This window comes from Aeromonas sp. sif0611, assembly GCF_019218845.1.
Taxonomy (GTDB): Bacteria; Pseudomonadota; Gammaproteobacteria; order Enterobacterales; family Aeromonadaceae; genus Aeromonas; species Aeromonas media.
Genome location: NZ_JAHUWU010000002.1, coordinates 108,650 through 135,322 on the forward strand (window position 1 = coordinate 108,650; position 26,673 = coordinate 135,322).

General features: G+C 62.7%; 23 protein-coding genes and 3 tRNA genes. 9 read left to right on the forward strand and 17 right to left on the reverse strand.

All coding sequences use genetic code 11. The features are described 5' to 3' along the window. Position 1 precedes the first annotated feature (1 nt). The 4 genes from KW824_RS05380 to KW824_RS05395 are packed head-to-tail and all read left to right on the forward strand — an operon-like array spanning position 2 to position 4,229. On the forward strand, positions 2-133 hold the full coding sequence (locus KW824_RS05380) for a GpE family phage tail protein (protein ID WP_218409175.1): 132 nt from the start codon (positions 2-4) through the stop codon (positions 131-133). Next, positions 130-2,565, forward strand: coding sequence for a phage tail tape measure protein (locus KW824_RS05385; RefSeq protein ID WP_218409176.1), 2,436 nt, complete (start codon positions 130-132; stop codon positions 2,563-2,565). Before KW824_RS05380 ends, KW824_RS05385 begins: the two co-directional genes overlap by 4 nt. A 12-nt stretch (positions 2,566-2,577) precedes the next feature. Beyond that, on the forward strand, positions 2,578-3,069 hold the full coding sequence (locus tag KW824_RS05390; protein WP_218409177.1) for a phage tail protein: 492 nt from the start codon (positions 2,578-2,580) through the stop codon (positions 3,067-3,069). Continuing rightward, the gene (locus KW824_RS05395; RefSeq protein WP_218409178.1) at positions 3,069-4,229 is read left to right on the forward strand and encodes a phage late control D family protein; all 1,161 of its coding nucleotides are present in this window, start codon (positions 3,069-3,071) and stop codon (positions 4,227-4,229) included. Before KW824_RS05390 ends, KW824_RS05395 begins: the two co-directional genes overlap by 1 nt. A 256-nt stretch (positions 4,230-4,485) precedes the next feature. Here the strand turns inward: KW824_RS05395 and KW824_RS05400 are convergent. From KW824_RS05400 to KW824_RS05440, 9 genes are all read right to left on the reverse strand, one after another. Then, positions 4,486-4,572, reverse strand: a tRNA-Leu gene (locus KW824_RS05400). Between the two features lie 40 nt (positions 4,573-4,612). Then, positions 4,613-4,686 (reverse strand) — tRNA-Cys (locus tag KW824_RS05405). Between the two features lie 35 nt (positions 4,687-4,721). After that, a tRNA-Gly gene (locus KW824_RS05410) sits at positions 4,722-4,797 on the reverse strand. A gap of 181 nt (positions 4,798-4,978) precedes the next feature. Beyond that, the gene (gene pgsA, locus KW824_RS05415; protein WP_041206001.1) at positions 4,979-5,533 is read right to left on the reverse strand and encodes a CDP-diacylglycerol--glycerol-3-phosphate 3-phosphatidyltransferase; all 555 of its coding nucleotides are present in this window, start codon (positions 5,531-5,533) and stop codon (positions 4,979-4,981) included. Between the two features lie 293 nt (positions 5,534-5,826). Continuing rightward, positions 5,827-7,680, reverse strand: coding sequence for an excinuclease ABC subunit UvrC (gene uvrC / locus KW824_RS05420; protein WP_218409179.1), 1,854 nt, complete (start codon positions 7,678-7,680; stop codon positions 5,827-5,829). 112 nt (positions 7,681-7,792) lie between these two features. Then, the gene (uvrY, locus tag KW824_RS05425; RefSeq protein WP_041206003.1) at positions 7,793-8,437 is read right to left on the reverse strand and encodes a UvrY/SirA/GacA family response regulator transcription factor; all 645 of its coding nucleotides are present in this window, start codon (positions 8,435-8,437) and stop codon (positions 7,793-7,795) included. Positions 8,438-8,678: 241 nt separating this feature from the next. Then, the gene (locus KW824_RS05430; RefSeq protein ID WP_218409180.1) at positions 8,679-9,275 is read right to left on the reverse strand and encodes a NapC/NirT family cytochrome c; all 597 of its coding nucleotides are present in this window, start codon (positions 9,273-9,275) and stop codon (positions 8,679-8,681) included. An 11-nt stretch (positions 9,276-9,286) separates the two neighbouring features. Beyond that, positions 9,287-9,691 (reverse strand): cytochrome c3 family protein, encoded by a 405-nt coding sequence (locus tag KW824_RS05435; RefSeq protein WP_218409181.1) that lies wholly within the window; start codon positions 9,689-9,691, stop codon positions 9,287-9,289. Between the two features lie 10 nt (positions 9,692-9,701). Beyond that, positions 9,702-11,318, reverse strand: a complete 1,617-nt coding sequence (locus tag KW824_RS05440) for an FAD-binding protein (protein WP_218409182.1) — start codon at positions 11,316-11,318, stop codon at positions 9,702-9,704. A 166-nt stretch (positions 11,319-11,484) separates the two neighbouring features. Between KW824_RS05440 and KW824_RS05445 the strand changes: the two genes are divergently transcribed. After that, positions 11,485-13,314, forward strand: coding sequence for a PhnD/SsuA/transferrin family substrate-binding protein (locus KW824_RS05445; protein ID WP_218409183.1), 1,830 nt, complete (start codon positions 11,485-11,487; stop codon positions 13,312-13,314). Beyond that, positions 13,311-13,916 (forward strand): response regulator transcription factor, encoded by a 606-nt coding sequence (locus KW824_RS05450; protein WP_218409184.1) that lies wholly within the window; start codon positions 13,311-13,313, stop codon positions 13,914-13,916. Before KW824_RS05445 ends, KW824_RS05450 begins: the two co-directional genes overlap by 4 nt. Before the next feature lie 90 nt (positions 13,917-14,006). Here KW824_RS05450 and kdsB read toward each other — a convergent pair whose 3' ends face one another. The 5 genes from kdsB to KW824_RS05475 form a co-directional block, all read right to left on the reverse strand. After that, the gene (gene kdsB, locus KW824_RS05455) at positions 14,007-14,756 is read right to left on the reverse strand and encodes a 3-deoxy-manno-octulosonate cytidylyltransferase (RefSeq protein WP_218409185.1); all 750 of its coding nucleotides are present in this window, start codon (positions 14,754-14,756) and stop codon (positions 14,007-14,009) included. Then, positions 14,753-14,953, reverse strand: a complete 201-nt coding sequence (locus tag KW824_RS05460) for a Trm112 family protein (RefSeq protein ID WP_005331987.1) — start codon at positions 14,951-14,953, stop codon at positions 14,753-14,755. The genes kdsB and KW824_RS05460 overlap by 4 nt, the downstream gene beginning before the upstream one ends. Before the next feature lie 153 nt (positions 14,954-15,106). Beyond that, on the reverse strand, positions 15,107-16,102 hold the full coding sequence (gene lpxK, locus KW824_RS05465; RefSeq protein WP_218409186.1) for a tetraacyldisaccharide 4'-kinase: 996 nt from the start codon (positions 16,100-16,102) through the stop codon (positions 15,107-15,109). Then, positions 16,102-17,871, reverse strand: coding sequence for a lipid A ABC transporter ATP-binding protein/permease MsbA (gene msbA / locus KW824_RS05470; protein WP_218409187.1), 1,770 nt, complete (start codon positions 17,869-17,871; stop codon positions 16,102-16,104). Before msbA ends, lpxK begins: the two co-directional genes overlap by 1 nt. A gap of 189 nt (positions 17,872-18,060) precedes the next feature. After that, positions 18,061-20,322 (reverse strand): DNA internalization-related competence protein ComEC/Rec2, encoded by a 2,262-nt coding sequence (locus KW824_RS05475; RefSeq protein ID WP_218409605.1) that lies wholly within the window; start codon positions 20,320-20,322, stop codon positions 18,061-18,063. Positions 20,323-20,350: 28 nt separating this feature from the next. Here KW824_RS05475 and KW824_RS05480 point away from each other — a divergent pair, with 28 nt between their 5' ends. The 3 genes from KW824_RS05480 to KW824_RS05490 all read left to right on the forward strand — a co-directional run bounded on the left by KW824_RS05480 (position 20,351) and on the right by KW824_RS05490 (position 22,989). Then, positions 20,351-20,869: a DUF2062 domain-containing protein gene (locus tag KW824_RS05480; protein ID WP_005331307.1), complete on the forward strand. Its 519-nt coding sequence runs from the start codon at positions 20,351-20,353 to the stop codon at positions 20,867-20,869. After that, positions 20,863-21,357 (forward strand): DUF2062 domain-containing protein, encoded by a 495-nt coding sequence (locus KW824_RS05485; RefSeq protein ID WP_218409606.1) that lies wholly within the window; start codon positions 20,863-20,865, stop codon positions 21,355-21,357. The genes KW824_RS05480 and KW824_RS05485 overlap by 7 nt, the downstream gene beginning before the upstream one ends. Before the next feature lie 126 nt (positions 21,358-21,483). After that, positions 21,484-22,989 (forward strand): helicase HerA-like domain-containing protein, encoded by a 1,506-nt coding sequence (locus tag KW824_RS05490; RefSeq protein ID WP_218409188.1) that lies wholly within the window; start codon positions 21,484-21,486, stop codon positions 22,987-22,989. A 156-nt stretch (positions 22,990-23,145) separates the two neighbouring features. Here KW824_RS05490 and KW824_RS05495 read toward each other — a convergent pair whose 3' ends face one another. The 3 genes from KW824_RS05495 to KW824_RS05505 form a co-directional block, all read right to left on the reverse strand. Next, entirely contained in the window at positions 23,146-24,336 is a 1,191-nt protein-coding gene (locus KW824_RS05495; protein WP_218409189.1) for an amino acid aminotransferase, read from the reverse strand. Between the two features lie 145 nt (positions 24,337-24,481). Beyond that, positions 24,482-25,423, reverse strand: a complete 942-nt coding sequence (locus tag KW824_RS05500; protein WP_218409190.1) for a hypothetical protein — start codon at positions 25,421-25,423, stop codon at positions 24,482-24,484. Between the two features lie 202 nt (positions 25,424-25,625). Then, on the reverse strand, positions 25,626-26,663 hold the full coding sequence (locus KW824_RS05505; RefSeq protein WP_182788479.1) for a porin: 1,038 nt from the start codon (positions 26,661-26,663) through the stop codon (positions 25,626-25,628). Positions 26,664-26,673 lie beyond the last annotated feature (10 nt).

Below are 26,673 nucleotides of genomic sequence, written 5' to 3' on the forward strand. Positions count from 1 at the left end.
GATGGCCGACATCGCCATCATCGCCCACTGGCCGCCGTCCGAGATGGCGGCCATGGAGATCAGCGAGCTGATGGGCTGGCACCAACGCCTCGTTGAAACCCACAACCGCATCAACGGGGCAGAAGAACAATGAACCCTCTCAAACTGCAAATCCTCCTCGGGGCGGTCGACAAGCTCACCGCCCCCCTCAAGGCCGCCAGCGGCCAGAGCCGCATCACCGCCAAAGACCTCGCCGAGACGAAAAAGCGCATCAAGGAGCTCGAGACCCAGAGTGGCCAGATTGACGGCTATCGCACCCTGGGAAGCCAGATTGGCGCTACCCGCGCCCAGCTCACAGCAGCCCAGCGCGATGCCCAGCAGATGGCCCAGCAACTTGCCCGGGTCGAGCAACCGACCAAGGCCATGACTCGCGCCATGGAGCAGGCCAAGCAGAAGGTGCGCGACCTATCCCAACAAGAGCGGGAAATGGTCGCCCGTCACGGCAGCCTGAAACGGGCCCTGGGCGAGGCAGGCATCAACACCAAGCAGCTCGGCGAACACCAGCGCCGCCTCAAGACCGATCTGGCTTCCGCCAATACCCAGCTCGACCAACAGCGCGCCAAGCTGGGCCAACTGGCCGACCAGCAAAAGCGCCTCAACCAGGTCAAGGCCAGCTATGACAAGACCATGTCGATGCGCGGCACCATGGCGGGCTATGGCGCCGCAGTCATGGCAACCGGTGCCGCGGCCATCTACAAGGGCACCAACATCGCCAGCAAGGCCATGGGCTTTGATGTCGACATGTCCAAGGTGCAGGCGATCACCAGGCTGGACAAAGGCAGCGGCGAGTTGGCCGCCTTGCGGGCTCAGGCCCGGGAGCTCGGCGCCAATACCGCCTTCACGGCGGGCGAAGCGGCGCAGGGCCAGGGCTTCCTAGCCATGGCAGGCTTTACACCCAAGGCGATCCGTGACGCCATGCCTGGGGTGCTCGACATCGCCAAGGCCGGGGGTGTCGAAATTGCCGCCGCAGCGGATATCGGCTCCAACATCCTGACCGGCTTCAAGCTGCCGGCAAACCAGATGACCCGACTCGGGGATGTGATGGTCGGCACCTTCACCCGCGCCAACGTCGACTTGCAGATGCTGGGGGAAACCATGAAGTACGTGGGCCCGGTAGCGGCGGGCCTTGGCGTGGACCTTGAAACAGCCTCCGCCATGGCGGGCAAGCTGGGGGATGCTGGTATCCAGGGCAGCATGGGCGGTACCGCCATGCGAGCCATTCTCGGCCGCCTCGCGGCGCCCCCCAAGGCCGCGCACGACGCGCTCGCCGCCCTCAACGTCAAGACCGCCGATGCAGCCGGTAACCTGCGCGCCCTGCCCGATATTCTCGACGAGCTCTACAAGAAGACCAGCAAGATGGGGGACACCACCCGCTCGGGCTACTTCAAGGCCATCGCCGGTGAGGAAGCCTTCGCCGCCCTGGCCGTACTGACGGAACAGGCGGGATCCGGCAAGCTGCAGGAGCTCATCGCCACCTTGAAGCAATCCCAGGGCGAGGCGGGCAAGGTAGCCAAAGTCATGGCTGATAACGCCATCGGCGATCTGGATAACCTCACCTCCGCGTGGGATGACGTGGGCATCCAGATGATGGAGACCGAGAACGGCCCGATGCGCGGGATCATCCAGCGCATCACCGAGATTATCCAGGTCACCGGCAACTGGATGCGGGCCAACCCTGAACTCACCTCCACCCTGACCCGCATCGCGGCCGTGACAGCCGTGGCCGCCGCCGCTGGCGGTTCACTGCTGCTGGTCGTGGCTGGCCTGCTGGGCCCGCTGGCAGCCATCAAGATGGGGATGTCGATGCTGCTGGTCTATGGAAGCCCCCTGCTGACCTTCATCAAGGCACTGACCATGGGCATGGTCAGGCTCGGCATCGCCATGCTTACCAACCCCATTGGCTGGTTCATCATGGGCATTGTGGCCATCGCCGCCGGGGCTTACCTGCTCTACAAAAACTGGGATGGCGTCGCCGCATGGTTCAGTGGATTGTGGGCGCAGTGCCAGGCCCCTGCGCTCGCCTTCTGGGAGCTCCTGAAAGAACTCTTCTCATGGACCCCCATCGGCATGCTCATCATGCACTGGGACGAGATCTGGGCCTTCTTCGACACCTTGCCAGCGGGGGCAGCCAACAAGGGCAAGGCCATCGTCGACGGTCTGATTGGTGGCATCACAGCAAAGTGGGAGAGCCTGAAAGCCAAGATAAAAGCCCTCACCGACCTGCTGCCGGACTGGATGAAAGGGGGTGGCTCGGTCACGGCCAACGTCAACCCGTCAGGCTACCTCACCGGTAACTACAACACTCCCGCCATGGCCGGGGGATCCGGCTACGGTCCGCGCATCGTGACGCCGCCGCGCCCAGTCGCCAGAGGCAGCACTACCACCGAGATCAACGCCCCTATCCATATCGTCCAGCAACCAGGGCAATCCGGCGCGGATGTGGCGCAAGAGGTGCGCCGCGAACTGGACCGGCGCGAACGGCAGGCCGCTGCCAATGGCCGCGCCTCCCTGAGCGACCGCAACTAAGGAGCAACAGCCATGATGATGACCCTGGGCTGGTTCGTGTTTATGCGCTCGACCCTCGCCCCCCTCTCACAACAAGACGAGCGAGCATGGCGCCATCCGGGCAATAACCGGGTCGGCGCCCGCCCGGCTTACCAGTACCTCGGCCCGGATGATGAAACCACCACCTTCAGCGGGGTGCTGCTGCCCGAGGTGACCGGCGGCCCGGTCTCCCTCGATTTGCTGAACAGCATGGCTGACAGCGGCCAGGCCTTCCCCCTGATCCAAGGCGATGGCGTCATGCGTGGGTCATTCGTGATCGAGGGCATCAGCACCACCCGCAGCGAGTTTTTCAGCGATGGCACCGCCCGTAAAATCGAGTTCACCATCAAGCTCAAGCGGGTCGATGACAACGACAGATCCCTTGTCCAAACCCTGCTGGGCCGCACCGCGGGTAACCTCTTTGGCCGCCTGGGCCTGGGCAAGCTGGTCGGCAGTATCGGCAACAAGCTCGGGGGACTTCTCTGATGGGGGTATTCGACCAGTTCGGCACGCGATTGGCCGAAAATTTGGGGCTGACCAATCCCCTCGACGCCTTGCGCCAAGGCCACCCGGTCCCGGCTTACCAGGTACTGGTCGACGGCAAAGACATCTCGGCCACCATCAGGCCGCGCCTGATGTCGATGACCATCACCGACAACCGGGGTTTCACCGCCGACACCATCGAGCTGACACTCGATGACAGCGACGGCCAGCTCGATATGCCACGCCGGGGCGCCACTTTGCGCGCCCTCATTGGCTGGCAAGGCCAGGCCCTGATCGACAAGGGCACCTACAAGATCGACGAGGTGGAGCACGGCGGGGCACCGGATGTGCTCACCATACGGGGCAAGTCAGCCGACCTGCGCGGCGGCATGAACAAGCTGCGTGAGCAAAGCTGGCACCAGACCACTGTCAGCGGCATCGTCAGCCAGGTCGCCGTCCGCTACCAGCTCACGCCCTGCGTGGGTGACTCGCTCAAGGGCCAAGTGATAGACCACATCGACCAGGCCAACGAGAGCGATCTCGCCTTCCTCACTCGCCTGGCTGGTCAGTGCGATGGCATCGCCACCGTCAAGAATGGCCGCCTGCTGTTTATCAAGGCAGGCCAGGGCACCACCGCCAACGGTCAGCCTCTGCCCGCCATCACCATCACCCGTCGGGATGGCGATCAACACCGCTTCTCAGTGGCTGACCGCGATGCCTACACCGGCGTGACCGCCTATTGGCAAGACAACAAGGAAGCGGAGAAAAAGAGAGTCGAGGTGAAGCGCAAGCTGAAGACCAAGCCGAAGCAGGAACGGCCATTGCCGCCTGGGGTCATGGTCAACAAGCAAGAGAACGAGCTGCTGGTCGGTAGCAGCGAGAACGTCAAAGAGTTGCGGCATGTCTATGCCAGCCAGGCAAATGCCATGCGGGCCGCCCGGGCTGAATGGGAGAAGCTGCAACGCGGCGTGGCCGACTTCCAGATAACCCTGGCGATGGGGCGCCCCGAACTCTATCCAGAGCAACCCACCTTGGTCAGAGGGTTCAAGCCCCAGATTGACGAAGCCGAATGGCTTCTCACCCAGGTGGTGCACGACCTTACCAACCAGGGATTCACCAACCGCCTGCAGCTCGAGGTGAAGTTGGAGGAGCTGCCAGACTAATTTCGGAAAGCGAAAAGGGCTCCACAATGTGGAGCCCTTTTCAATCCGCCTGATTACGCACCGAAACATGGCAAGGGAAAAGTGCCGCATGAAGCACGCCATCAAGCAGAAGCGGCATCATACAAGAAGGCCGAGTGACTACCCAGCCTGTGCTTGTGTAAGCCCATCAATAAAACTCTGTCGCCACTCTGTCGCCATTTAGTCAAAACAATAAAGGCCACTATCACTAGTGGCCTTCGTAACTCTTTGATTTTAATGGTGCCCGAGGCCGGAATCGAACCGGCACGACGCGAACGTCGAGGGATTTTAAATCCCTTGTGTCTACCGATTTCACCACTCGGGCACCGCAATCGGTATCAAGTCCGCGTACGGGCTTGTCAATATGGAGGCACGTTCCGGAGTCGAACCGGACTAAACGGATTTGCAATCCGCTGCATAACCGCTTTGCTAACGCGCCATGCAAAAGAGAGTTGGCTCTCGATTGTCTGAATTTGGAGCGGGAAACGAGACTCGAACTCGCGACCCCGACCTTGGCAAGGTCGTGCTCTACCAACTGAGCTATTCCCGCATTGGTCTGGCTGACTGCCTGACTACGAGAACGCATTCTAGCGATGTTCCTCGTCCAGTCAACCAAAAACATTTAATACGCTGATCGTTCGGGCATTTTTTGCCCTTCTCCCACACTTTTGCCACTCATGACCGTTTCCCGGCCCCAACGGCAAGGAAACAGCCATTTGCCCATAGGTGGACTAGAAGCGGGAGTGATAGGTCAGATCGCCCCAGGCGGCCTTCATGTACTGGAACATGGACCAGAAGGTCAGCACGGTGGCGACATAGAGCAGCACGTAGGAGAGCCACACCATCCAGATGTCGTACTGCCAGATGAGCCCGGTCAGCGACACCATCTGGATCATGGTCTTCCACTTGCCAATCCAGCTGACCGCCACCGAGGAGCGCTTGCCGAGCTCCGCCATCCATTCGCGCAGGGCGGAGATGATGATCTCGCGGCCAATCATGGTCATGGCCGGGATGGTAACCCAGATGGTGTTGTAGTGTTCGACGATGACCACCAGGGCGGCGGCCACCATGATCTTGTCGGCAACAGGATCGAGGAAGGCGCCGAAGGCGGTGGACTGGTTCAGCTTGCGGGCGAGATAACCATCAAACCAGTCGGTCGCGGCCGCCAGGATGAAGACAAGCGCGGCCGCCAGGTAGGACCACTGATAGGGAAGGTAGAACAGGATGACGAAGACGGGGATGAGCAAAATCCGAAAAAACGTCAGCAGGTTAGGAATATTTGTCATTATTTTCAGCCACTTCTTGTATGCCGCTACATGGTAGCCCCAAGCCGATCACCGTTGCAACCGGACAGGCGCCCGCCTTGGTCTATTAATCCGTCAATAACCTCAGGATGCATGCCATTATGGCATTTGCGGGCCCCCTGCGTCACGGCTCTTGTGCGGCCGGAGCCGGTTTGCGGGATCCACATCAACTGCAAGCCACTCTGGGTAGCCCTGGTCAGACCCGCTCCTGACTGATGCCGGATATCCGATTGCTCCGAACGCCGCCAGCCCGGAATAAGCCTGTTTATTCAGGGTTAGAGCGAGTGCAGGGCGTCATGGATGGACTGGGCAAGCTCCTGGCTGATACCGGGCACCTTGGCGAGCTCGTCCACCCCCGCCTTCTTTACTTCCTGCAAGCCGCCCAGATATTTGAGCAGCGCCTGCCGCCGCTTGGGCCCCACCCCCGGGATGTCCTCCAGGGTACTGGTGGTGCGGGCTTTCGCCCGTCTCGCGCGGTGGCCTGTGATGGCAAAACGGTGGGATTCATCGCGAATGTGCTGAATGAGGTGCAAAGCGGGCATATCTGCCGGCAGGTGCAGCTCTTCATGGCTCTCCCCCAGGATCAGGGTCTCCAGCCCCGCCTTGCGGGTCACCCCCTTGGCGATGCCCACCAGCAGCGGGTATTTGCCACCCAGAAACTCCAGCTGGCGCGCCAAGATCTCCTCGGCGCGGCGCAACTGGCCGAGGCCACCATCGATAAACAGCACGTCAGGCACCTTGTCCGGCTCCTGTTGCTTGCCAAAGCGCCGATCCAGCGCCTGCTCCATGGCGGCGTAGTCATCCCCGCCGGTGATGCCGTCGATATTGAAGCGCCGATACTCGGAGCTGAGCGGACCCTCCCGGTTGAACACCACACAGGAGGCCACGGTGCGCTCCCCCATGGTGTGGGAGATATCGAAGCACTCCATGCGGGCGATGGGACGCTCCAGCTCCAGCAGCTCCTCCAGCTGGTCGTAGCGGGCGGTGATGGTGCTCTTGTGGGCGAGGCGCGAGCGCAGCGCGGTCTGCGCATTGATGGAGGCGAGCTTGATAAAGCGCGCCCGCTCGGCGCGGGTACGGCTCTGCACCCGCACCTTGTAGCCGGCGGTCTGGCTCAGGGTCTGCGCGATCACGCTCTCATCCTCAAGCGCCACGTCCAGCAGCACCTCACTCGGGATCTGCCGCCCCCCCTGCCCCGACAGATAGAACTGCAGCAGGAAGGATTGCACCACCTCGTCGAGGGGGGTATCGGCCGGCACTTTCGGGAAGTAGCTGCGCGAGCCCAGCACCTTGCCCTGGCGGATGAAGAGCACGTGGATGCAGGCGGTTCCCTGTTCGAAGGCCACCCCCACCACGTCGAGCTCGTCCAGCACGTTGCCGCTCACCGACTGCTGCTCGGTGACCCGGCGCAGGGCCTGGATCTGATCCCGGTAGCGGGCCGCCTCCTCGAAGCGCAGATCGCCGCTGGCGGACTCCATCTTGCCGACCAGCTCTCCTATCACCTGCTGGTTCTTGCCCGCGAGGAACAGCTTGGCCAGCTCCACCTGCTGGGCATACTCGGCCTCGCTCACCAGCCCCGCCACGCAGGGGCCGGCGCAGCGCTTGAGCTGGTAGAGCAGACAGGGGCGGCTGCGGTTGGCATAGACTGCGTCTTCGCACTGGCGTACCGGGAAAATCTTCTGCATCAGGTGCAGGCTCTCGCGCACCGCACCGCCGGAGGGGTAAGGGCCGAAGTACTCCCCCTTGATCTTGCGGGCACCGCGATGCACACCGATGCGCGGGTGCTGGTGCGCGGTGATGATGATCCAGGGGTAGGACTTGTCATCCCGCAGCAGCACGTTGTAGCGCGGCTGGTACTGCTTGATGAGGTTGTGCTCGAGGATCAGCGCCTCTGTCTCTGTGTGGGTGACCGTGACCTGGATGTCGGCTATCTGGCGCACCAGGGTGCGGGTCTTGATGCTGTCGACATTGGTGCGAAAGTAGGAGGCGAGCCGCTTTTTCAGATCCTTGGCCTTGCCCACGTAGATGACGGTACCGCCGCCGTCGTACATGCGGTAGACGCCGCTCTGGTGAGTCACGGCGCTCAAGAATGCCTTGCTGTCAAAATGGGGCTCGGAAGAAAAGGTCATCGGCAACTCGACTCAACGGATGAATGCAAAAAGACGGGGAGAGCATACTGCGCCGGGGCGGCAAAAAGCAAAAAGGCGGCACAGGCCGCCTTTGATGGCTACACGCCGCCCGTTACAGGGTGTCGGCATCCAGCATGCCATAGCGAATGGCCAGATGGGTCAGCTCCACGTCGCCATTGATGTTGAGCTTGCTGAACAGGCGATAGCGGTAGCTGTTGACCGTCTTTGGGCTCAGGTTCAGTTGCTCGGAGATGTCGGTCACCTTCTGTCCCTTGGTGATCATCATCATGATCTGCAGCTCACGCTCGGAGAGGGACTTGAAGGGATTCTCGTCCGCCGAGGCAAACTGGCTGAGGGCCATCTGCTGGGCGATTTCGGGGGAAATGTAACGCTGGCCGGAGTGCACCAGGCGAATGGCGTGGATCATCTCGTCCGGCGCGGCCCCCTTGGTGAGATAACCGGCGGCCCCCGCCTGCATCACCTTGGTGGGGAACGGATTCTCGGAATGAATGGTCAGCACAATGATGCGCACATCGGGCCGGATCCGCAGGATCTTGCGGGTCGCCTCCAGGCCGCCGATGCCCGGCATGTTCATGTCCATCAGGATCACGTCAGGGTGATGCTGCCGACAGAAGGCCACGGCGGTTTCCCCGCTCTGTGCCTCGCCCACCACCTTGATCCCGCGGACATCTTCCAAAATGCGTCTTATCCCTGTACGCACCAACTCATGATCATCGACCAGGAATACATTAATCACCCAAACACCCCGTTTTTTATCTCGTTATATGCCAGTTAGGGTTAACACGGCGTCTTGCATCATAACCAAACTCGTTGATTTGGCAAACCATGGCCGGGAAAAGTTTGAAAGCGCTCGTAAATACTGTTTCTAATCAAATAATTATATAAAAATTCAACCAAGAAATGGCCGTTAGGACCACCCTGATGAAAAAAAGCCCAGGATTTTCATCCCGGGCTTTTTCAGACGGCATCGGCTCTCCTTACTTGGCTCTGGCCGCCTCCTGCATCAGCCGATCATGCTGGAATTTGTACTCCGGTTGGGTCTCATTGAGCCTGCTGCGCAGTTCGCCGTTGTGCCCTATGGTCAGGTGGCAGGAGACGCACTGCAGCGCCTCCCCATTTTGCTGCATCTTCTGGTAGTGCCCATGCATCTCCAGCGACTTGGGATTGCTGGCCACGGTCTTTTCCAGCAGCCCCTGATGGCAGGAGAGGCAACCCGAGTCGTACACAAACTCCTCGCGCCGCTCCCGCTTGCCGAGCCAGTCGATTTGGCTGGTGTCCGTCAGCGTTACCTTGTAGACATCGTTGAGACCGCTGGTTGCCTTCTTCAGCAGGTAGTTGAAGGTATTGTCATGGGGCAGGTGACAGTCGGCACACTCCGCCTTGAAGCCCACCCTGTTGTTGCCTCCGTGTATATCATGCCGATAGGCCTCCACCATGGGCTGCATCTCGTGGCAGGCACCACAGAACTGCTCACCCCCCGTCGCCTTGACCACCTCGGCCCCGATCAGGCTGATCCCCATGGAGACCAGACCCACCACACAGGCCAGGAGCAGGCCGAATTTCATTCGATTCATTGCGAGGGCTCCTAGGGAGTGGGACCGAACCAGTCACGGGTGTTGTCGTGGCAGGTCTGGCAGAGGTTGTGGGACGGCTTGTGCTCGGCGTGGCACTCGTAGCAATCGAGATCCAGCTTGTCGTGCAGCGAGTTGTGCGGGTTGGTATGGTTCGCATCCATGAACCGGGTGCGATTCGCCACTTTCTGCGCACTGCCGTGGCAGGCCAGGCAATCCTCGGTCTTGAGCCGCTGGTACTGCTTGGGATCCCCACCCTGATGACAATTCTCACAGGTGAAGCCGAGCTTGCCGTGATGGGGCTTGAGCCCATGGGTCACCGGGGCTGGCGTCATCGCACCGACCGGGGCCTCGGCCAGGGCGACGGTGCCAACGCAGAGGCTGGCCAGCGCTATCAGGACCAGGAGTAATGATTTCATCCCTCGCTCCTTAGGCCCAAGGCTCTGTTTTAGCCGCGTTTTCACCGGCGATCATGCCATAGACACCGCTGTCCAGACTGCTGCAGGCGGTCAGCCGGATGTAGCCGAAGGTCCCGGCGGCCGCTTCACCGCACACGAAGGCGCCGGGAATGGGCTGCTGGCTGATCACATCCAGCGCTTCAGCCCTGGGGCTGATGAGAGCACCGCCCTGGCTGTAGTTGTAACGGGGGTTGAGGTACATGGCGTAATAGGGTGCCTTGCCGATGGCGGTGGCCTTGCCCACCACGGATTTCGGCTTGCCGAAGGCATCCTGATCCCTGGCCATGTTCCCGTTGTATTCGGCGATGGTCGCCTCCAGCCTGGTCAGATCCATCTCGAAACGGGCCGCCAGCGCCGCCAGGGTATCGAACTTCCAGATGGTGCCCTCGGTGCCGTTCTTCGCCTCCAGCGAGAGATGCAGCCGCTGCTTGTCGTGGTAGCTGTCTACCCCGGTCTGGTCATAGATGAGGATCGCCTGCTGACCGGGCTTGAGCTTGCGCCGCTCGGCCAGGATAGCGAGCCCCAGCCCCTGGCGGTCATTGTTGTTGTGCTCGTTGATGAAGCGCCGACAGGTCTGCGGGTTTACCAGAATGCCCCAGTTGATGTCTTCGGTAGGGATGGCGAAGGCGAAGCGGAACAGCGTCATGTGCACCGGCTTGAAGCCCGCCTGCATCATGCACTTGAGGGCACCGCCTGTGGCGCCGGGGCTGGCGGTAGAGACGCAGTCGTGCAACACCCCTATCTCATCGCCGCGGAACTTGCGATCCTGGTTGAAACCGCCGGAGGCCATCACCAAGGCCCGCTTCACCTTGTAGAACCTGGTGACGCCGGTGCCGTTGAAGGCGGGATCGTCATTGCGGCCAAAGTCCGGGGTATCGAGATCGAAGAAATACTCCTCCCTGACCCGCACCCCCACCACGCGCCCGCCGCCATCCCGATAGATCTCTTCCAGCTTGACCCGCTTGCGGATCTCGATGTTGGGCAGGTGCCTGGCCATGTAGGCGTGCAGGTTCTTGATGACACCGGTGCCACCCTCCTTCGGCCACACGACCCGGGCGCGGGAGTGGCCGCCGAGATCCTTCACGCCGGTGCCGTTGCCCATGCTCTTGTCGTATTCGACCCCGTGATCGGCCATGAAGTTGAACAGCGTCAGGCTGTTTTGCGCCACCACCTTGCTGATGTCCGGGTGATTGAAGCCCCTGGACTCTCTTTCCATGTCTGCATAGAGCAGTTCCCAGCTGTCATCCGTTACCCCCATCGCCTTCTGCCACTCGGAGCCGACCACCGCCATGTTGAGGCCGGAGATCAGCGAGGAGCCACCGAGGCGAGACATCTTGTCGGCGATGACGATCTTCATACCGGCACGGGTCTCCGCCGCCTTGATGGCCGCGACCGAGCCCGCGATACCGCTGCCAATGACCAGGATGTCCATCTCCTCGTCCCAGGGCAGTTGGGTCGGATCGATGCAGCCTGGACTCTGGCCGGCGCTGGCAACACTGGGGATGGCGGTAGCGATGGACGCAAAGGCTGCCGTTTGCAGGCCCTTGGTCAAAAAATCGCGCCGGGAACGGTTGGACTGCTCTGGCATGATGAACTCTCTGCTATTGAAGAAGAGCCTCATGCTCCATAATGCGCGTCCACCGCTCTATAGTGGCTGACCGCAGATCGGTGCCGACCTTGATCTGGATCAAGGACCAGACAGTACCGGATAGTGCCCTAATCGCCCTTTCCCTCTATCAGGAGCAACGAATCTCATGGGCCGCGTCCTCCTCTGCATTTCCCTGCTCTGGCTCGGCTGGCTCGGGCCGCTCGTCGCCAAGGAGTGGCAGACCAGCCTCAGGCCGGTGATCCGCATCGGTGTCATCACCTTCGATCAGCCCGACGCCGAGAAGGCTCGCTGGCAACCGACGGTGGATTATCTCAACCGGCGCTTGCCGCAATACCAGTTCCGGCTCGTGAGCGGGGACGTGAGCAGCCTCAATCAGCTCGTGGCCTCCGGCACCCTGGACTTCGTCATCAGCAATGGCCTGAAGTTTCTCGATTACCAGCGCCAGCATGATGCGGTGCGCCTGCTGAGCCTCAGCCCCCTGCAGGGCTCCGCCGAGCAGGCGGTCGGCTCGACCCTCATCTCCCGTGCCGATGGCCCCCCTATCACCGACTGGCAAATGCTGGGGCACCAGCGCATCGTTGCCACCAGTCCGGAAGCCTTCGGTGGTTTTCAGATCATCCAGGGGCTCTGGCTCAAGGCCGGACTCGATCCCAGAGAGGCATTCCCCGGATTGCTGTTTGCCGGTTTGCCGCAAGAGGATCTGCTGCACCTGCTGCAAGACGGCAGCGCCGAGGTGGCGATCCTGCCGACCTGCATCCTGGAGCAGGCCATCGCTCAGGGACGCTACAAGGCCGATCAATTCAGGGTCATACTGCCGCAGCCCCAATCCGCGCTCCCCTGCCAGAGTTCGACCCCGCTCTACCCCTCCCTCAGCCTGGCCAGGCTGGCGCATGTCAACGAGGCCTTCGCCCGGGATCTCGCCAGAGTGTTGCTGGAAATACCTGCCGACTCGGATGCCGCCAGGGCGGGTCACTATCTGCACTGGACGGCGCCGGTCAAGGACGCCGCCGTCATCGCCCTGCAACAGCAGCTCGACGCCGCCAACGCGCAGCCGCTGGCGTTGCAGATCTGGCATCACTATCGCGGCTGGTTGCTGATCGCCCTGGGGCTGTTGCTGCTGCTGGGGGGCTATCACCTGAGGGTGAAACACCTGGTGCAGTTGCGCACCCGCCAGCTCAAGGAGAGCAACCTGCAGCTCACCCAGGCGCTGACCGACAATCGGCTCGCGGCCGAGCGCCTGAGCCAGCAACAGCAGCAGCTCTTCTCGGCGCAGCGGGTGCTGCTGTCCGGCGAGCTGGCGGCCGGGATAGCGCACGAGCTGAACCAGCCGTTGATGGCGCTCAACAACTACCTGGCGGGTTGCCGGCTGCGCCTGGCGGCCCAGCCACCGGCGCTGGCCGATGTCGAGCAGGGGCTCACGCTGGCCCTCGCCCAGGTGACCCAGGCCAAGGGGATCATCGCCCGGCTGCGCAACTTCATGCGCAAGGGCGAGGCGCAGGATAGCGCCGTCTCCTTTGATGAGCTGCTGCAGTGCACCCTGCCGCTCTTTCGGGATCAGTTCAGGCGCCAGCGCATCGCCCTGAGCCTACCCGAAGGAGACCCGGTCCCACTGCGGGTCGATCCCACCCTGATGCAGCAGGTGCTGGTCAACCTGCTGTGCAACGCCGGTGAGGCGGTGGCACTCAACCCCGACACGCGGCCGCCATGCATCGCCATCCGCCAGCGGATCGAGGCCGATCGGGTGGTCATCAGCATTCATGACAATGGCACCGGCATGACCGAGGCACAGCGGGCCCATCTCTTCGTGCCGTTTCATACCAGCAAGAAGGAGGGGCTGGGGCTTGGCCTCATCATCTGCAAGCGGATCATCGAGTCTTATCAGGGAACTATCTGGGCGGAGCAGGTGGCACAGGGAGCGGTGCTCGCCTTCTCTTTGCCACTTCACCCGCAGGCCGATCAGGGAGCGCAACCATGAGAGAAAACGTCTATCTGGTGGACGACGATCCCACAGTACGGGCGTCGTTGAGCTGGCTGCTGGAAGCGATACAGATCACGCTGCAGAGCTACGACGGGGCTCGCCGCTTCTTGGCCGAGGCGGATCTCGACCAGCCGGGTTGCCTGATCCTCGATCTCTGCATGCCGGGGATGAGCGGTGGCGAGCTGCAAGAGGCGCTCAACCGGATACCCAATACCCTTGCCATCGTCTTCCTCACCGGCGAGGCGGATGTCGCCACCACGGTGAGTCTCTTCAAGCAGGGCGCCTTCGACCTGCTGGAGAAACCGGTGGACTCCGACGTACTGCTGGAGGCGATAGGCCGCGCCTGCGCCCACAGCCGCCAGTTGCATGAACGGCTGCATGCCCGCCGTGCACTGCAGACGCGGCTCGAACGGTTGTCGGCACGGGAGCGGGAGATCATGGCGCTGGTGCAGGAGGGGATGCAGAACAAGCAGATAGCAGATCGGCTCTGCATCGCCCTGCGTACCGTCGAAATTCACCGCCACAACATGATGAAGAAGATGGGCTGTACGACCCCGCTCCAGCTGGTGCAGCAGTTGGCCGAGGCTCAGATCCGCTAGCCGGCTCGAACGGCCATGGTGCGGACGACCCCGGCGACAATCAAAAAAAACGGCGCCTATTGGCGCCGTTTTTTGATGAGCAAACTGATCTCAGGGGGCCAGCAGGGCACGCACCTTGTCGAGATCGGTCTGGGTATCCACCCCGACCGGCGGCGCTTCAAGCGCCTGGGCCACGTGGATCTTCTCCCCGTACCAGAGCACCCGCAGCTGCTCCAGCGCCTCGACCTGCTCGAGCGCGCTCGGCGCCCAGTCCACGTAACGCTGGATGAAACCGGCGCGATAGGCATAAATGCCGATGTGGCGCTGATAGTGATTGCCAATCTGCTCATGGCTCTTGGCAAAGCGATCCCTGTCCCAGGGAATGCTGGCGCGGCTGAAGTAGAGGGCGTAACCATCCTTGTCCGTCACCACCTTGACCGCATTAGGATTGAACGCCTCTTCGGCATCCTTGATCGGCACAGATAGGGTCGCCATGGGGGCAGTGGCAGCGGCCAGATTGTCCGCCACCTGACGGATGATGACGGGCGGAATGAGCGGCTCATCCCCCTGCACGTTGACGATGATGGTATCGGCAGCGAAGCCGTAGTGACGGCACACCTCGGCCAGGCGCTCGGTGCCGGACTGGTGATCCGGTGAGGTCATGCACACCTCGACGCCGGTTGCCTGCAGCGCCTGCCGCACCCGCTCATCGTCGGTGGCGACGATCACCCGATCGGCGCCCGATTGCAGGGCCTTCTCCACCACGTGCTGCACCATGGGCTTGCCATGGATGTCCGCCAGCGGCTTGCCCGGCAAGCGGGTCGAGGCGTAACGGGCCGGAATGACGACGACGAAACTCATGGCTTCAGCTCTTCCAGGGGCAGATGACGCGCCCGGTTCTCCAGGAGGACCGGAATCCCCTCCTCCAGCGGATAGGCCAGTCTGTCGAAACGGCAGATGAGCTCATGGGCAGCCTTGTCCGATTGCGGTTGATAGTGCAGCTTCCCCTTGCAAACCGGGCAGGCGATGATGTCGAGCAATTTGATATCCAGTGCCAAAACGAAACTCCTTCAACGATGTCGAGCAAGCGACGATCTCGGACGGGCTAGGCTGCCGAGCAGTTTAATGTTCCATCGCCGGAGCCGAAACCCGGCTCCTTGCAATTGTGCCGCACGAGCGATGACGTCGTGCAGGCGATGATCTTGCGCCATTCAATGTGCATGGTCAGGGCCGGGTGCCTGCAGCGGGGCCAACCGTTGCAGCAGGGTATCGAGCAGGGCGGCGGGCAACTCGGCGCTGACCGGTAGATACCACCAGTGCGGCGGCGCGAAGGCCCGGCACTTGACCGCATCCTTCTCCGTCATCAGCAGGGGGCGCTGGCCGAAGCGGGCGAGCAGCTCATCCCGATCAAAGGCCTGATGATCCGCATAACCGACACGCTCTGCCAGCTCATAACCGAGTCCGGTCAGGGTGGCAAAGAAGCGGGGAGGATGGCCTATGCCCGCCAGTGCATCCACAGGGCCAGCAAGGGGGGCCTCAAGGGGCGCATCGTCGCACACGCGGCGCGGCGCGGCCGCCACCAGCGCCATGGGGTATTCCCCCTGAGCCGGGGTGCCGCCGTTGCAGATGATGGCATCGACCCGCTTGAGGCGGGTCATGGGTTCGCGCAGCGGCCCCATGGGCAGCAGGCAGCCATTGCCGAAGCGCCGGGCCCCATCCACCACCACCAGTTCGATGTCCCGGGCCAGGGCATAGTGCTGCAGACCGTCGTCGGTGATGATGATGTCCACCTCGCCGCTTTGCTCCAGCAGACGCACCGCATCGGCGCGCTTGGGCGCCACCACCACGGGGCAGCCGCAGCGCCTTGCGATGAGCACCGGCTCATCCCCCGCCTGGGCGGTGGTGCTGGTGGTACCCAGCCGGTAAGGGTAATGGGGCGCCTTGCCACCGTAACCCCGGCTGACCACGCCGGGGCGCCAGCCACGGGCTTGCAGCTGTTCCACCAGCCAGACCACCACAGGGGTCTTGCCGTTGCCACCGACCGAGATATTGCCCACCACGATCACCGGCAGGCTGGCGCGATAGGTGCTGAACCAGCCACGCCGGTAGGCGAAGCGGCGCCCGCCGCTGACGAGGGCAAACAGCAGGGCCAAGGGGGCCAGCGCCCAGCGCCAGCCACTCTTGCCGTACCAGAGACGCTCCAGCATCAGCCCTTGTTGCTCACAGCGACGTTGCCAAACTGAATGGCCCGCAACTGGGCATACGTGCCCTGTTGGGCCATCAGGGCGTCATGGTTGCCGCGCTCGACGATATGACCCTCGTCGATCACCAGGATCTCGTCCGCCTTCTCGATGGTGGAGAGACGATGGGCGATCACCAGGGAGGTGCGCGCCTTGCACAGCTCGTCGATGGCCGCCTGGATGTGGCGCTCGGACTCGGTATCCAGTGCCGAGGTGGCCTCGTCCAGCAGCAGTACCGGGGAGTCACGCAGCAGGGCACGGGCGATGGCGATGCGCTGGCGCTGACCACCGGACAACGAAGCGCCATTCTCGCCGATGACGGTGTCATAGCCTTCCGGCATCTTGCGCACGAACTCGTCGGCATGGGCGATGCGGGCGGCATGCTGGATCTCTTCCCGGCTGTACTTGTCTTCTGCCGCGTAGGCAATGTTGTTGGCCACGGAGTCGTTGAACAGGTGCACATGCTGGGAGACCAGGGCGTACTGCTTGCGCAGCTCGCTCAACTTGTATTCGCGGATGTTGACGCCGTCCAGCAGGATCTCCCCCTGCTCTATGTCATAGAAGCGGGTCAAGAGGCTCGCGATGGTGCTCTTGCCGGAGCCGGAGCGACCCACCAGAGCCACGGACTTGCCCGCCTCCACCTTGAAGCTGATGTTGTGCAGCGCCGGGGTATCCTTGGTCGGGTAGGTGAAGGTGACGTTGCGAAACTCGATCTCCCCACGGGCACGCTCCAGGGTGCGGGTGCCGGTGTCCTGCTCCGGGGTGGAGTCCAGCAGACCGAACAGGCTCTGGCAGGCGGTGATGCCGCGCTGGAACTGGTTGTTCACGTCGGTCAGACTTTTCAGCGGCTTGAGCAGCATCATCATGGAGGTGACCATGACGGTGAAGGTGCCCGCGGTCAGGGTCGCCTTGACCGAGTCGATGGTCGCCACATAGAGGAAGACCGCCAGGGCGACCGAGGCCACCATCTGGACGATGGGGCTGCCGATGGCGTCGGCCGCCACCATCTTCATGGTCTGCTGGCGCATCCGGTTGCTGACCTGATAGAAGCGCTTGTCCTCTACCTGCTGGCCGCCGAACATCAGCACCTCTTTATGGCCCTTGAGCATCTGCTCGGTGGAGGTGGTGATGTCACCCACCGCCTGCTGGATGTGGCGGCTGATCTTGCGGAAACGACGGCTGATGAGACCAATCAGCACCCCCACCACGGGGCCGACCACCAGGAAGATCACCGACAGCTGCCAGGAGTGCCAGAACATCAGGCCGAGCAGGCCGATGACGGTGGCCCCTTCGCGCACCAGAGACACCAGGGTGGAGCTCGCGGCTGACGACACCTGACCGGCGTCATAGGTCACCTTGGAGAGCAGGTTGCCGGTGTTCTGGCGGTCGAAGAAGCTCATGGGCATGGCCATCAGGTGGCTGAACACCTGCTGCTGCAGCCGCATCACCACATGGTTGCCGACCCAGGCCATGCAGTAATTGGAGAGGAAGGCGGCGCAACCGCGCAGGGCCACGATGCCGAGCACAAAGAAGGGCATCCACTTGAGCACGCTGCTGTCATTGCCGTTGAGGCCCTGATCGATGAGCGGCTTGATGGAATAGACGAAGGTGGTATCCACGGCCGCATAACCCAGCATGCCGATGATGCCGCCCACCAGCCCCAGTTTGCGATCCCGGACATAACCGAGCAGGCGTTTGAAGACGGGCCAGCTCTCTTGTGAGGTTTCTTGTTGCATGAATAGCCGTTAATGAGGGAAATGACGGGGTATTCTAGCCAAAGCGCAGGATTACACCAAGCGTTGCCATCGCCTGGCCATCTCCCTCCCCCTCCCTCAAAGGGAAATGACGGATTATTGCCCTAGCCAAAGCGCAGGATTACACCAAGCGTTGCCATAACCCAGGCCCATCCCAAAGGGAAATAACGGCTACTCCACAGGCCAGAGCCCGGATTGCCACCAGTGGCCATTGCGCCTGTACCAGGGACCCTGCTCGCGCTCGGGCCGGATCTCGAGCCCGGCCTCCCCCGCCTCGATCAGGATGGCGCCATCCTGCCCCGTCACCCACTGGTGGGCGCCCTGGTATCTCGCCACCACCTCGGGGCGGGGAAACTGCCACTGGTTCCTGTTACCGGCGCTGTGGATGACGACATCCGGGTTCACCGCCGCCACGAAGCCCGGGGTCGAGGAGGTGCGGCTGCCATGGTGAGGACTCACCAGCACGGCGCTGGCGAGGGTGCTGAAGCGAGTACTGGCAGATGTGCTGGCGAACACGTCTCCCTCTCCCTTGCTCTCCAGGGCCAGCAGGCGACGCTCCGCCTCCTGCTCTATGTCGCCACTGAGCAGGAGACGATGCCGGCCATCGCTTATCTGCACCACGCAACTGTCGTTGTTGCGACCCGCCCCCGGCCGCTCGGGCCAGAGCACGCGAAAATCCAGCCCCTGCCAGTGCCAGCGCTGACCACGGCGACACAGGGTCGTGCTGCGGGCGAAGCCGAACGAAGAGAGCTCGCGGCGCACCGGCATCGCCTGCAGCATTGCTTGCCGGTTGCCCGCATGGTCCCTGTCCTTGTGACTGATGATGAGGGCATCGAGTACCCGCACATCGAGCCGGTTCAACACGGGCAGGATGGCGGCCTCCGCCATGTTGTAACCGCCGGGGTAGCGATCCCCGGTGTCATAGAGGATGCCGCGCTCGCCGCGGGTGACGAGTACCGACAAGCCCTGCCCCACGTCCAGCACCCGCACCTGCCAGGGCGTGGGAGCAGGCCAGGCCCCCAGCAACAGGGCTGCCCCCACCGGGAGCAGCAAGCCGCGCCCTCCCGGCAGGTGCCAGGCCCCCCACAGCAGCACCAGCAAGGTGCTGACGGGCATCAGCCAGCCGGGAACCGACCACCAGAGCTGCAGATGGTCCGCCAGCAGGCCGAGTCCCCACAACACCCACGTCAGCCCCAGATCGGACAGCCAGAACAGGGCATGAGCCAGGGCAGTGGAGAGCGGCGCCAGCAGCACGCCGATCAGCGCCAGCGGAATGATCCCGAGACAGAACAGCGGCAACGCCAGCAGATTGATCAGGAGCGCCAGCGGGGCCATGCCTTCGAACAGCAGCAGTTGCAGGGGCAGCAACCCGAGCAGCAGCAGGCACTGCAGACGCACCAGCCCGGGGCGCGCGTGCAGCAGGCTCGCCAGCAACAACAGGGCCACCGCCAGGAAGGAGAGCCAGAAACCGGCCGAGTAGAGGGCGAAGGGATCCCAGAGCACGAGCACCACGAAGGCCCACAGCCAGATGCGGTGGCTGGGCCAGTCCCGCTTCAGCCAGCGCAGCAGGCTCCACACCAGCACCATGATGAGGGCCCGCTCGGTCGCCACCGCAAAACCCGCCAGCCAGCTGTAGACGGCGGCAAACAGCAGGGAGATCAGAATGGCCCCCCGCAATCCCAGCAGCCGCCCCAGCCACCAGCCGAGTACCGCCACCAGGGCGATATGCTGGCCGGAGATGGCGATGATGTGGGTCAGGCCGCTGCCGCGAAACAGATCCCACTGGGCATCCGTGATGCCCCCCTGCTCCCCGAAGGTGAGCGCCGCCAGCAAGGGGGCCTGGCCCAGCCCCTGCCAGGCGGTGCTGGCTGCAGCCAGCCAGCGCTCCCGCATCCCCGGGGTCGACGCCTGGACCTCGATGAGACGGCGCAGGTTGCCGGTCGCCGTGATCCCCTTGCCAAGCAACAGGCGCCGCCCATCCATGCCTGCCTCGTTGGCCAACCCGTGGGCGGGCTTGAGAGAACTCACCAGGGTAATGCGGCTGCCTGCGGGCAGGGGCGGCAGTGCCTGGTAGGCATTGATCCTGACGAGGGGGGCCACCCCGAGGGGCTGCTCGTCCAGCGTCTCGACCCGCAGCAGCAGGCGGGCAAATTTATCTCGTGGTTTATCGCCTGAGGGCTCCGTACTTTGCACCCGTGCGGTTATGATGTGGCTGGTCTGTGTCTCCAGCTTGTCCAGCCAGGTCAGCCGATACTGCAGGTTCAACTGCATCCAGAGCACCCCGAGCACCAGAAACAAGAGCCGCCAATGGCGGCCATGGGCGAGCAGGATCGCAAAAGCCAGCAGTGCGCCGCCCCATGCAGTAGAGGGTAACCAGGGCCAGAGCAGTGAGGAGCTTGCCCCCAGGGCAAACGACAACAGACGCAGATCCATGGAGCAAGTATTTAGCAAGGTTTCAAACATGCCCAAACGACTCATCAAACGCTGGCTGCCCGATCAGGACAAGCTCAAGGAGCACAAGCACTTGCGGCTGTTCGGCAAGCTGCTGCTCGATGCCAACCTCTGGCACCTCAACCGCCGCTCCGCCGCCGGTGCCTTCGCGGTCGGCCTCTTCATGGCCTGGATCCCCCTCCCCTGCCAGATGCTGCTGGCGGCTGGTGGCGCCATCCTCTTTAGGGTCAATCTGCCCCTCTCGGTCGCCCTGGTCTGGCTCTCCAACCCAGTCACCATGCCGCCGCTGTTCTATGGCGCCTATCTGGTGGGCTGCCAGTTGCTCGGCCACCCCGCCCAGCACATCGATATCCAGTTCACCTGGGCATGGCTGGTCTCGGTATTTGAAACCCTGGCCCCGCCGCTGCTGCTGGGATCTCTGGTGCTCGCGCTCTTGAGTTCGCTGCTGGGTTACACCCTCATCCGCACCTTCTGGCGCATCAATACGGTGCGCCAGTGGCAGAAGCGCAAGGGGGCGCGGGCATGCTGAGCCGCTGGCTGGTCCGTATCAAGATAAACCCCGACACCCTGCGCCAGCAGAAGTGGTTCGCCCTGTTTGGTGAGCGCCTGCTGACCCCCGCCCTCTGGCAGGGTGGCACCCGGGCGCTCAGCGGCGCCGTGGCGGCCGGCCTCTTCGCCAGCTGGATCCCCGTTCCCATGCACTCCCTGGTGGCGGTCGGACTGGCGCTGGCGTTCAGCCTCAACCTGCCGCTGGCACTGCTGACGGTCTGGTTCAACAACCCGCTGACGCTGCCCTTCATGTACCTCTATGCCTATCGCACCGGCTGCCTGGTGCTGCACCAGACGCCTGAGCCGTTTCACCTCACCTGGTCATTGCACTGGCTGGAACATGAGGCGGCGACCCTGGTGCCCCCCTTCCTGCTCGGCAGCCTGTTGCTGGCGGTGCTGACCGCCACCACCGGGGCCCTGCTCACTCTCTTGATGCTGCAACTGGGCAGGCTGAGCCACTCCCGCTGAGCCCCCTCCCCGACCTTCGGGTTCCCTGTAGGCCTCAACTCGCCCCGCCTTGCCATCGTTTGGCTCTGCCACCACACTCCTTGTAGCCCTCAGCTTGCCGCTACCTGCCAAGACAAGGAGTTCACCATGGCCCAACCGCTGACGCTGGCCTATGCCAATGGCCAACCCATCTCCCTGCTGCCCGCCATGGCCAACCGCCACGGCCTCATCACCGGCGCCACCGGTACCGGCAAGACCGTCACCCTGCAGGTGCTGGCAGAGGGGTTCTCCCGCCTCGGGGTGCCGGTCTTTCTGGCGGATGTGAAGGGGGATCTCAGCGGCCTCGGCGCCGGTGGCACTCCATCGGCCAAGCTGGATGCCCGTCTGGCCCAGCTCGGCATCCCGGCCCCCGCTTTTGCCGCCTGCCCCACCCTGTTCTGGGATCTCTTCGCCGAGCAGGGGCACCCGGTGCGCGCCACCATCTCCGACATGGGCCCCCTGCTGCTGGCCCGTCTGCTCGGCCTCAACGACACCCAGAGCGGGGTGCTGGAGCTGGTGTTCAAGGTGGCGGACGACGAGGGGCTGTTGCTGCTCGATCTGAAAGATTTGCGCGCCATGGTGCAGTTTGCCGGAGACAACGCCAAATCCCTCACCACCCGCTATGGCAATGTGTCGACCGCCTCCATCGGCGCCATCCTGCGCAACCTGCTCACTCTGGAGAGCGCGGGAGGGGACCACTTCTTCGGCGAGCCCATGCTGGACATCCAGGATCTGCTGCAGACCGACGGGGCCGGTCATGGCCACATCAATGTGCTGGCGGCCGGCAAGCTCACCCAGTCCAGCCGGCTCTATGCCTGCTTCCTGCTCTGGCTGCTCTCCGAGCTGTTCGAGCAGTTGCCCGAGGTGGGGGATCCCGATAAACCCGTGTTGGTGTTCTTCTTCGATGAGGCACATCTCTTGTTCAACGACGCCCCCAAGGCGCTGCTGGAAAAAATTGAACTGGTGGTGCGCCTCATCCGCTCGAAAGGGGTCGGCGTCTACTTCGTGACCCAGAGCCCGGCCGACATTCCCGACAGCGTGCTGGGGCAGCTCGGTAACCGGGTGCAGCATGCCCTGCGCGCCTTTACCCCAAGCGATCAGAAGGCGGTGCGCATCGCCGCCAACACCCTGCGTGCCAACCCGGCCTTCGACGCGGCCGGCGTCATCACCGAGCTCGGGGTGGGCGAGGCCCTGGTTTCCCTGCTCGATGAGAAGGGGCGCCCCTGCGTGGTGGAGCGCGCCTTCATCGCCCCGCCCGCCAGTCGCATAGGTCCCCTGAACGACGCCGAGCGGCAGATCCTGATCCAGGGGTCAGTGCTCCACGGCAGATATGAGACCCGCGAGGATCGCGAATCCGCCTTCGAGCGGCTCAATGGCGGGGCACCAGCCGCCTCAGATGATGCCCCCCCATCCCCGTCGGAGCAGGGTGGTGGGTTGCTCGATGCCCTCAACGGCATCCTGTTCGGGCGCACAGGCCCGCGCGGTGGCCAGCATGACGGCGTGGTGCAGACCGCCGCCAAGAGCGTGGCCCGCACCCTGGGCAACGAGGTGGGTCGTCAGTTGGTACGGGGGGTGCTCGGCTCTCTGCTCGGGGGCAGCAAACGGCGCCGCTGATGCCGGAAAACAGGCATGAAAAAGCCCGCCGACATGGCGGGCTTTTTACTGAGCGGATGCCGATGGTTGTGCTTACAGCACCTTGGCGATGGCATCGCACAGGGGATCTATTGATATTGACGCGGGTGATTCCCGCATAGAACCTCTTCGCCTCAGTTACAGCACCTTGGCGATGGCGTCGCACAGGGGATCTATGTTGGCGCGGGTGATCCCGGCCACGCTGATCCGGCCGGAGCCGACGATGTAGATGGCAAACTCGCTCTTGAGGCGCTCCACCTGATCCTTGGAGAGACCGGAGAAGGAGAACATGCCGTTCTGCTCGCGGATGAAGCTGAAGTCCTGGCTCACGCCGAGGGCGCTGAGCTTCTCCACCAGCAGCTCGCGCATCTCGCGAATGCGCACCCGCATCGCTGCCACCTCTTCCACCCACTCGGCATAGAGGGCCGGATCGCTGACGATGGTGGTCACCACGGCGGCGCCGTGTGACGGCGGGTTGGAGTAGTTGGCACGAATGACGGTCTTGACCTGGGTGAAGGCCACGTCGGCAATCGCCTTGGTCGCGCTGACCAGGGTGAAGGCGCCGACCCGCTCGTTGTAGAGGCCGAAGTTCTTGGAGAAGGAGCTCGCGACCAGCAGCTCGTCATGGCACTCGGCGAAGATACGCAGCCCCTCGGCATCCTCTTCGATACCACGGGCAAAACCCTGATAGGCAAAGTCAAACAGCGGCAGCCAGCCGGCGGCGGCACTCTGTTTGGCCAGGGCGCGCCACTGATCCGCGGTGGGGTCAATGCCGGTCGGGTTGTGGCAGCAGCCGTGCAGCAGCACCAGATCGCCAGCCTGGGCTTCGCAGAGCGAGGCCTGCATGGCGGCAAAGTCGAGACCCTTGGTCGCCGCATCGTAGTACTTGTACCACTTGACGGTGAGGCCGGCGGCCTGGAACACGCTGACGTGGTTGGCCCAGGTGGGATCGGAGATCCAGATGGTCTTGGCCAGGCCGTTGCGCACCACGAACTCGGCGGCGATGCGCAGGGCCCCTGTACCACCCGGCGCCTGGGCTGTCTTGGCGCGGCCGCTGGCGACCAGGGCGGAGTCCTGCCCGAACAGCAGTTGCTGCACTATGCGGCCATATTCGATATTGCCTTCAATACCGAGGTAGTTCTTGGTCTTCTCGTCGGTGAGCAGCTTCTGTTCGGCTTTCTTGACGCAATTAAGGATAGGAGTGGCACCGGTCTCATCCTTGTAGATCCCGACCCCCAGATTGATCTTGTGGCTGCGAGAGTCGGCACGGAAGGCTTCGGTCAGGCCCAGGATCGGATCCGCTGGGGCGGCAACAACCTTTTCAAACATGGTATTCCCTGTATTCCGTTGAGTTCGTTGGCTGGCAAAGCAGGTTGGCAAACAAAAGCGCCCCTTTGGCGAGCGCTCCGTCAACTCTTTATACCACTGCCTTCCATAGGGGAAAACCGCTTTCTCAAGGGGGATGACGGCCCCGTCAGCCGATGGCATGCCAGCCCGATGCCAGGGCACATACTTCGGCCGACAAGCCGCGGTTGGACTCCACCAGATCGCTGCACAAAGCTCGCAATGGACGGGGGATCCTGCTCGGCTCCCAGGGACGAGCGTCCTGCAGAGGGGCGGCATAGGCCTCCTTGATGGGGGCCAGCTCCCGGGGCAGCCACCAGCTGGCCGGACGCCCCAGTCGCTGGGCCAGCGCCTGCACCCGATCCACCCCGGCAGGGTCGAGAGCGGTGAGATGGCTCCACAGCACATTGGGCGGCAAAGCGGCCACCACCTGCTGCAGGGCCAGGGAGGCAGATGGGGGTGCCCACACCAGCAAGCAGCCTGACTCAAGAAGAAGCTCGGCAAAGGCGCCGACGCTGTCGGTGGTGATCACCCGCTCGATATTCCCCTCCCCCCACAGGATTTTGCCAAGATCCGCAAGGGTGCGCTCAGGCAGGGCCACTTCGCCGAGGGCCTGCAGCCAGGGCGCCGCGTCGATCAGGGTACCGCTGCTAAAAAAGAGGCTGAACGGCTGGGCGGAGCGCAAGCGCAACAGCTGATCGGCACAGAGCCGAATGCCCTTGTCCTCAAAGTCGATCTGCTCGTTGGGGGTGAAGTTCACATCTGACTTGCGATAGAGCGCCGCCAGCACCCGCTCGTTGACCTGCTCCCCCAACTGCCAACCCTGAGCATGAAGCCACTCCTCGGGCTCGGGGGGAGCGGTGGCGATCTCGGCCAGCATCAACTCACGGGTGAGATAGCGCCGTCCGGCCGGTGTGAGCTCATAGCTGTTGCTGCCATGGGCGAGCAGCAGCTGGTTATCCTTGAGCAGACCCACCAGCGGTTGCCACTGGCGGCCACGGATCACCACAGGCGAGTGGCCCAGCAACTGCTGCGCCAACGCCCGCCACTCGGGGTGACTGAAATCGATCACACGCATCCTTCCCTGTCGGCAGACCATCTTTCAACGAATTGAATAATCTAGCGATTTACGAGGGGGGAGCCAAGGACGGAAAAGAGACAACGTGACCTGGCGCAGGGCCAAACAGCGGGGTATGAGGAAGGTGAAAGGCAGATAAAACAAAACGGCCAAGCAAGCTTGGCCGTTTATCAACTAAATCCGTACTAAGACTGGATTAGAAGTTGTATTGCAGGGCAACAGTGAACTCGTCGTCCTTGTCATTGATACCCTGAATCTTGTACTCAGTGTATGCCTTGAACTTGGAAGTGAAGTTGTACTGAACACCCAGCAGGGTTTCATCAACGATGTCTTCGTAGGAAGAACCGGAAGAGTTGGACAGAACCTTGCCTTCGGCAAAGTTGTAGCCAGCCAGGAAGGTCCAGGCGTCTACGTTGTAGGAGGCAGCCAGCTCGTAGCCACGGCCCTTGTCCTTGTTGCTACCTTGGGTGGTGTTGTCGTAGCTCAGGTCACCCTGGGTGTACATACCAGCGAAGTAGAAACCGTTGATGGCGTAGTGTGCGCCCAGGGCCCACTCTTTCTTGTCGCCAGAAGCGCTGGAAGCGGTGCTTTCCAGGTCGGAGTAGGCGTAACCGGCGTTCAGGCCCAGACCGAAGTCGAAGTCATAACCGGCAGCAGCGGCGTAGCCGTAGTTGCGCTTGGCGTTCGGACCATAGATGGCGTCTTCTTTGATGCCTTGACCGATATCAGTAACCTTGACGGCCTTGTCATCGTTGGTCTGATAGGACAGTTTGCCCTTGAAGCCACCGAAGGTGTTGGAATAGATGATCTGACCTTCTTGACGACCGTCATAGAAGTTACCTACGTCACCCCATTCGTTGAAGATATCGGTCGGCTCCAGCACGTCGTAGAACGCGGTGTCGGTCTGGCCGAAGATGATCTTGCCGTACTGGGTACCGTCGAAACCGACGTAGATGTGACGGGAGTCAAACTTGTTGGCGGAGTTCTCAGCAGAAACTTGCCATTCGGTCTTGGCGATACCGGACCAGGTGTTGTTCAGTGCAACTTTACCGGACCAGCCCAGACGGGAGGAACCAACCAGTTCTGCGTCGGTGTCGTCGTGCTCGCCGTACATGTTGGCTTGTACACGGCCGTAGATATCAAAGGAAGTACCGTCTTTGTCATAAACGACTGCGGCGTTAGCGGCAGATGCAAACAGAGCCGGGATAGCGATAGCCAGAATTGTCTTTTTCATAGTTGTTTCC

Bases quoted from the DNA above. Each gene is read 5' to 3' on its own strand.
- KW824_RS05380 (WP_218409175.1), top strand. From the start codon at position 2: ATGGCCGACATCGCCATCATCGCCCACTGGCCGCCGTCCGAGATGGCG.
- KW824_RS05385 (WP_218409176.1), top strand. From the start codon at position 130: ATGAACCCTCTCAAACTGCAAATCCTCCTCGGGGCGGTCGACAAGCTC.
- KW824_RS05390 (WP_218409177.1), top strand. From the start codon at position 2,578: ATGATGATGACCCTGGGCTGGTTCGTGTTTATGCGCTCGACCCTCGCC.
- KW824_RS05395 (WP_218409178.1), top strand. From the start codon at position 3,069: ATGGGGGTATTCGACCAGTTCGGCACGCGATTGGCCGAAAATTTGGGG.
- pgsA (WP_041206001.1), bottom strand. From the start codon at position 5,533: ATGACAAATATTCCTAACCTGCTGACGTTTTTTCGGATTTTGCTCATC.
- uvrC (WP_218409179.1), bottom strand. From the start codon at position 7,680: ATGACCTTTTCTTCCGAGCCCCATTTTGACAGCAAGGCATTCTTGAGC.
- KW824_RS05430 (WP_218409180.1), bottom strand. From the start codon at position 9,275: ATGAATCGAATGAAATTCGGCCTGCTCCTGGCCTGTGTGGTGGGTCTG.
- KW824_RS05435 (WP_218409181.1), bottom strand. From the start codon at position 9,691: ATGAAATCATTACTCCTGGTCCTGATAGCGCTGGCCAGCCTCTGCGTT.
- KW824_RS05440 (WP_218409182.1), bottom strand. From the start codon at position 11,318: ATGCCAGAGCAGTCCAACCGTTCCCGGCGCGATTTTTTGACCAAGGGC.
- KW824_RS05445 (WP_218409183.1), top strand. From the start codon at position 11,485: ATGGGCCGCGTCCTCCTCTGCATTTCCCTGCTCTGGCTCGGCTGGCTC.
- KW824_RS05450 (WP_218409184.1), top strand. From the start codon at position 13,311: ATGAGAGAAAACGTCTATCTGGTGGACGACGATCCCACAGTACGGGCG.
- kdsB (WP_218409185.1), bottom strand. From the start codon at position 14,756: ATGAGTTTCGTCGTCGTCATTCCGGCCCGTTACGCCTCGACCCGCTTG.
- lpxK (WP_218409186.1), bottom strand. From the start codon at position 16,102: ATGCTGGAGCGTCTCTGGTACGGCAAGAGTGGCTGGCGCTGGGCGCTG.
- msbA (WP_218409187.1), bottom strand. From the start codon at position 17,871: ATGCAACAAGAAACCTCACAAGAGAGCTGGCCCGTCTTCAAACGCCTG.
- KW824_RS05475 (WP_218409605.1), bottom strand. From the start codon at position 20,322: ATGGATCTGCGTCTGTTGTCGTTTGCCCTGGGGGCAAGCTCCTCACTG.
- KW824_RS05480 (WP_005331307.1), top strand. From the start codon at position 20,351: ATGCCCAAACGACTCATCAAACGCTGGCTGCCCGATCAGGACAAGCTC.
- KW824_RS05485 (WP_218409606.1), top strand. From the start codon at position 20,863: ATGCTGAGCCGCTGGCTGGTCCGTATCAAGATAAACCCCGACACCCTG.
- KW824_RS05490 (WP_218409188.1), top strand. From the start codon at position 21,484: ATGGCCCAACCGCTGACGCTGGCCTATGCCAATGGCCAACCCATCTCC.
- KW824_RS05495 (WP_218409189.1), bottom strand. From the start codon at position 24,336: ATGTTTGAAAAGGTTGTTGCCGCCCCAGCGGATCCGATCCTGGGCCTG.
- KW824_RS05505 (WP_182788479.1), bottom strand. From the start codon at position 26,663: ATGAAAAAGACAATTCTGGCTATCGCTATCCCGGCTCTGTTTGCATCT.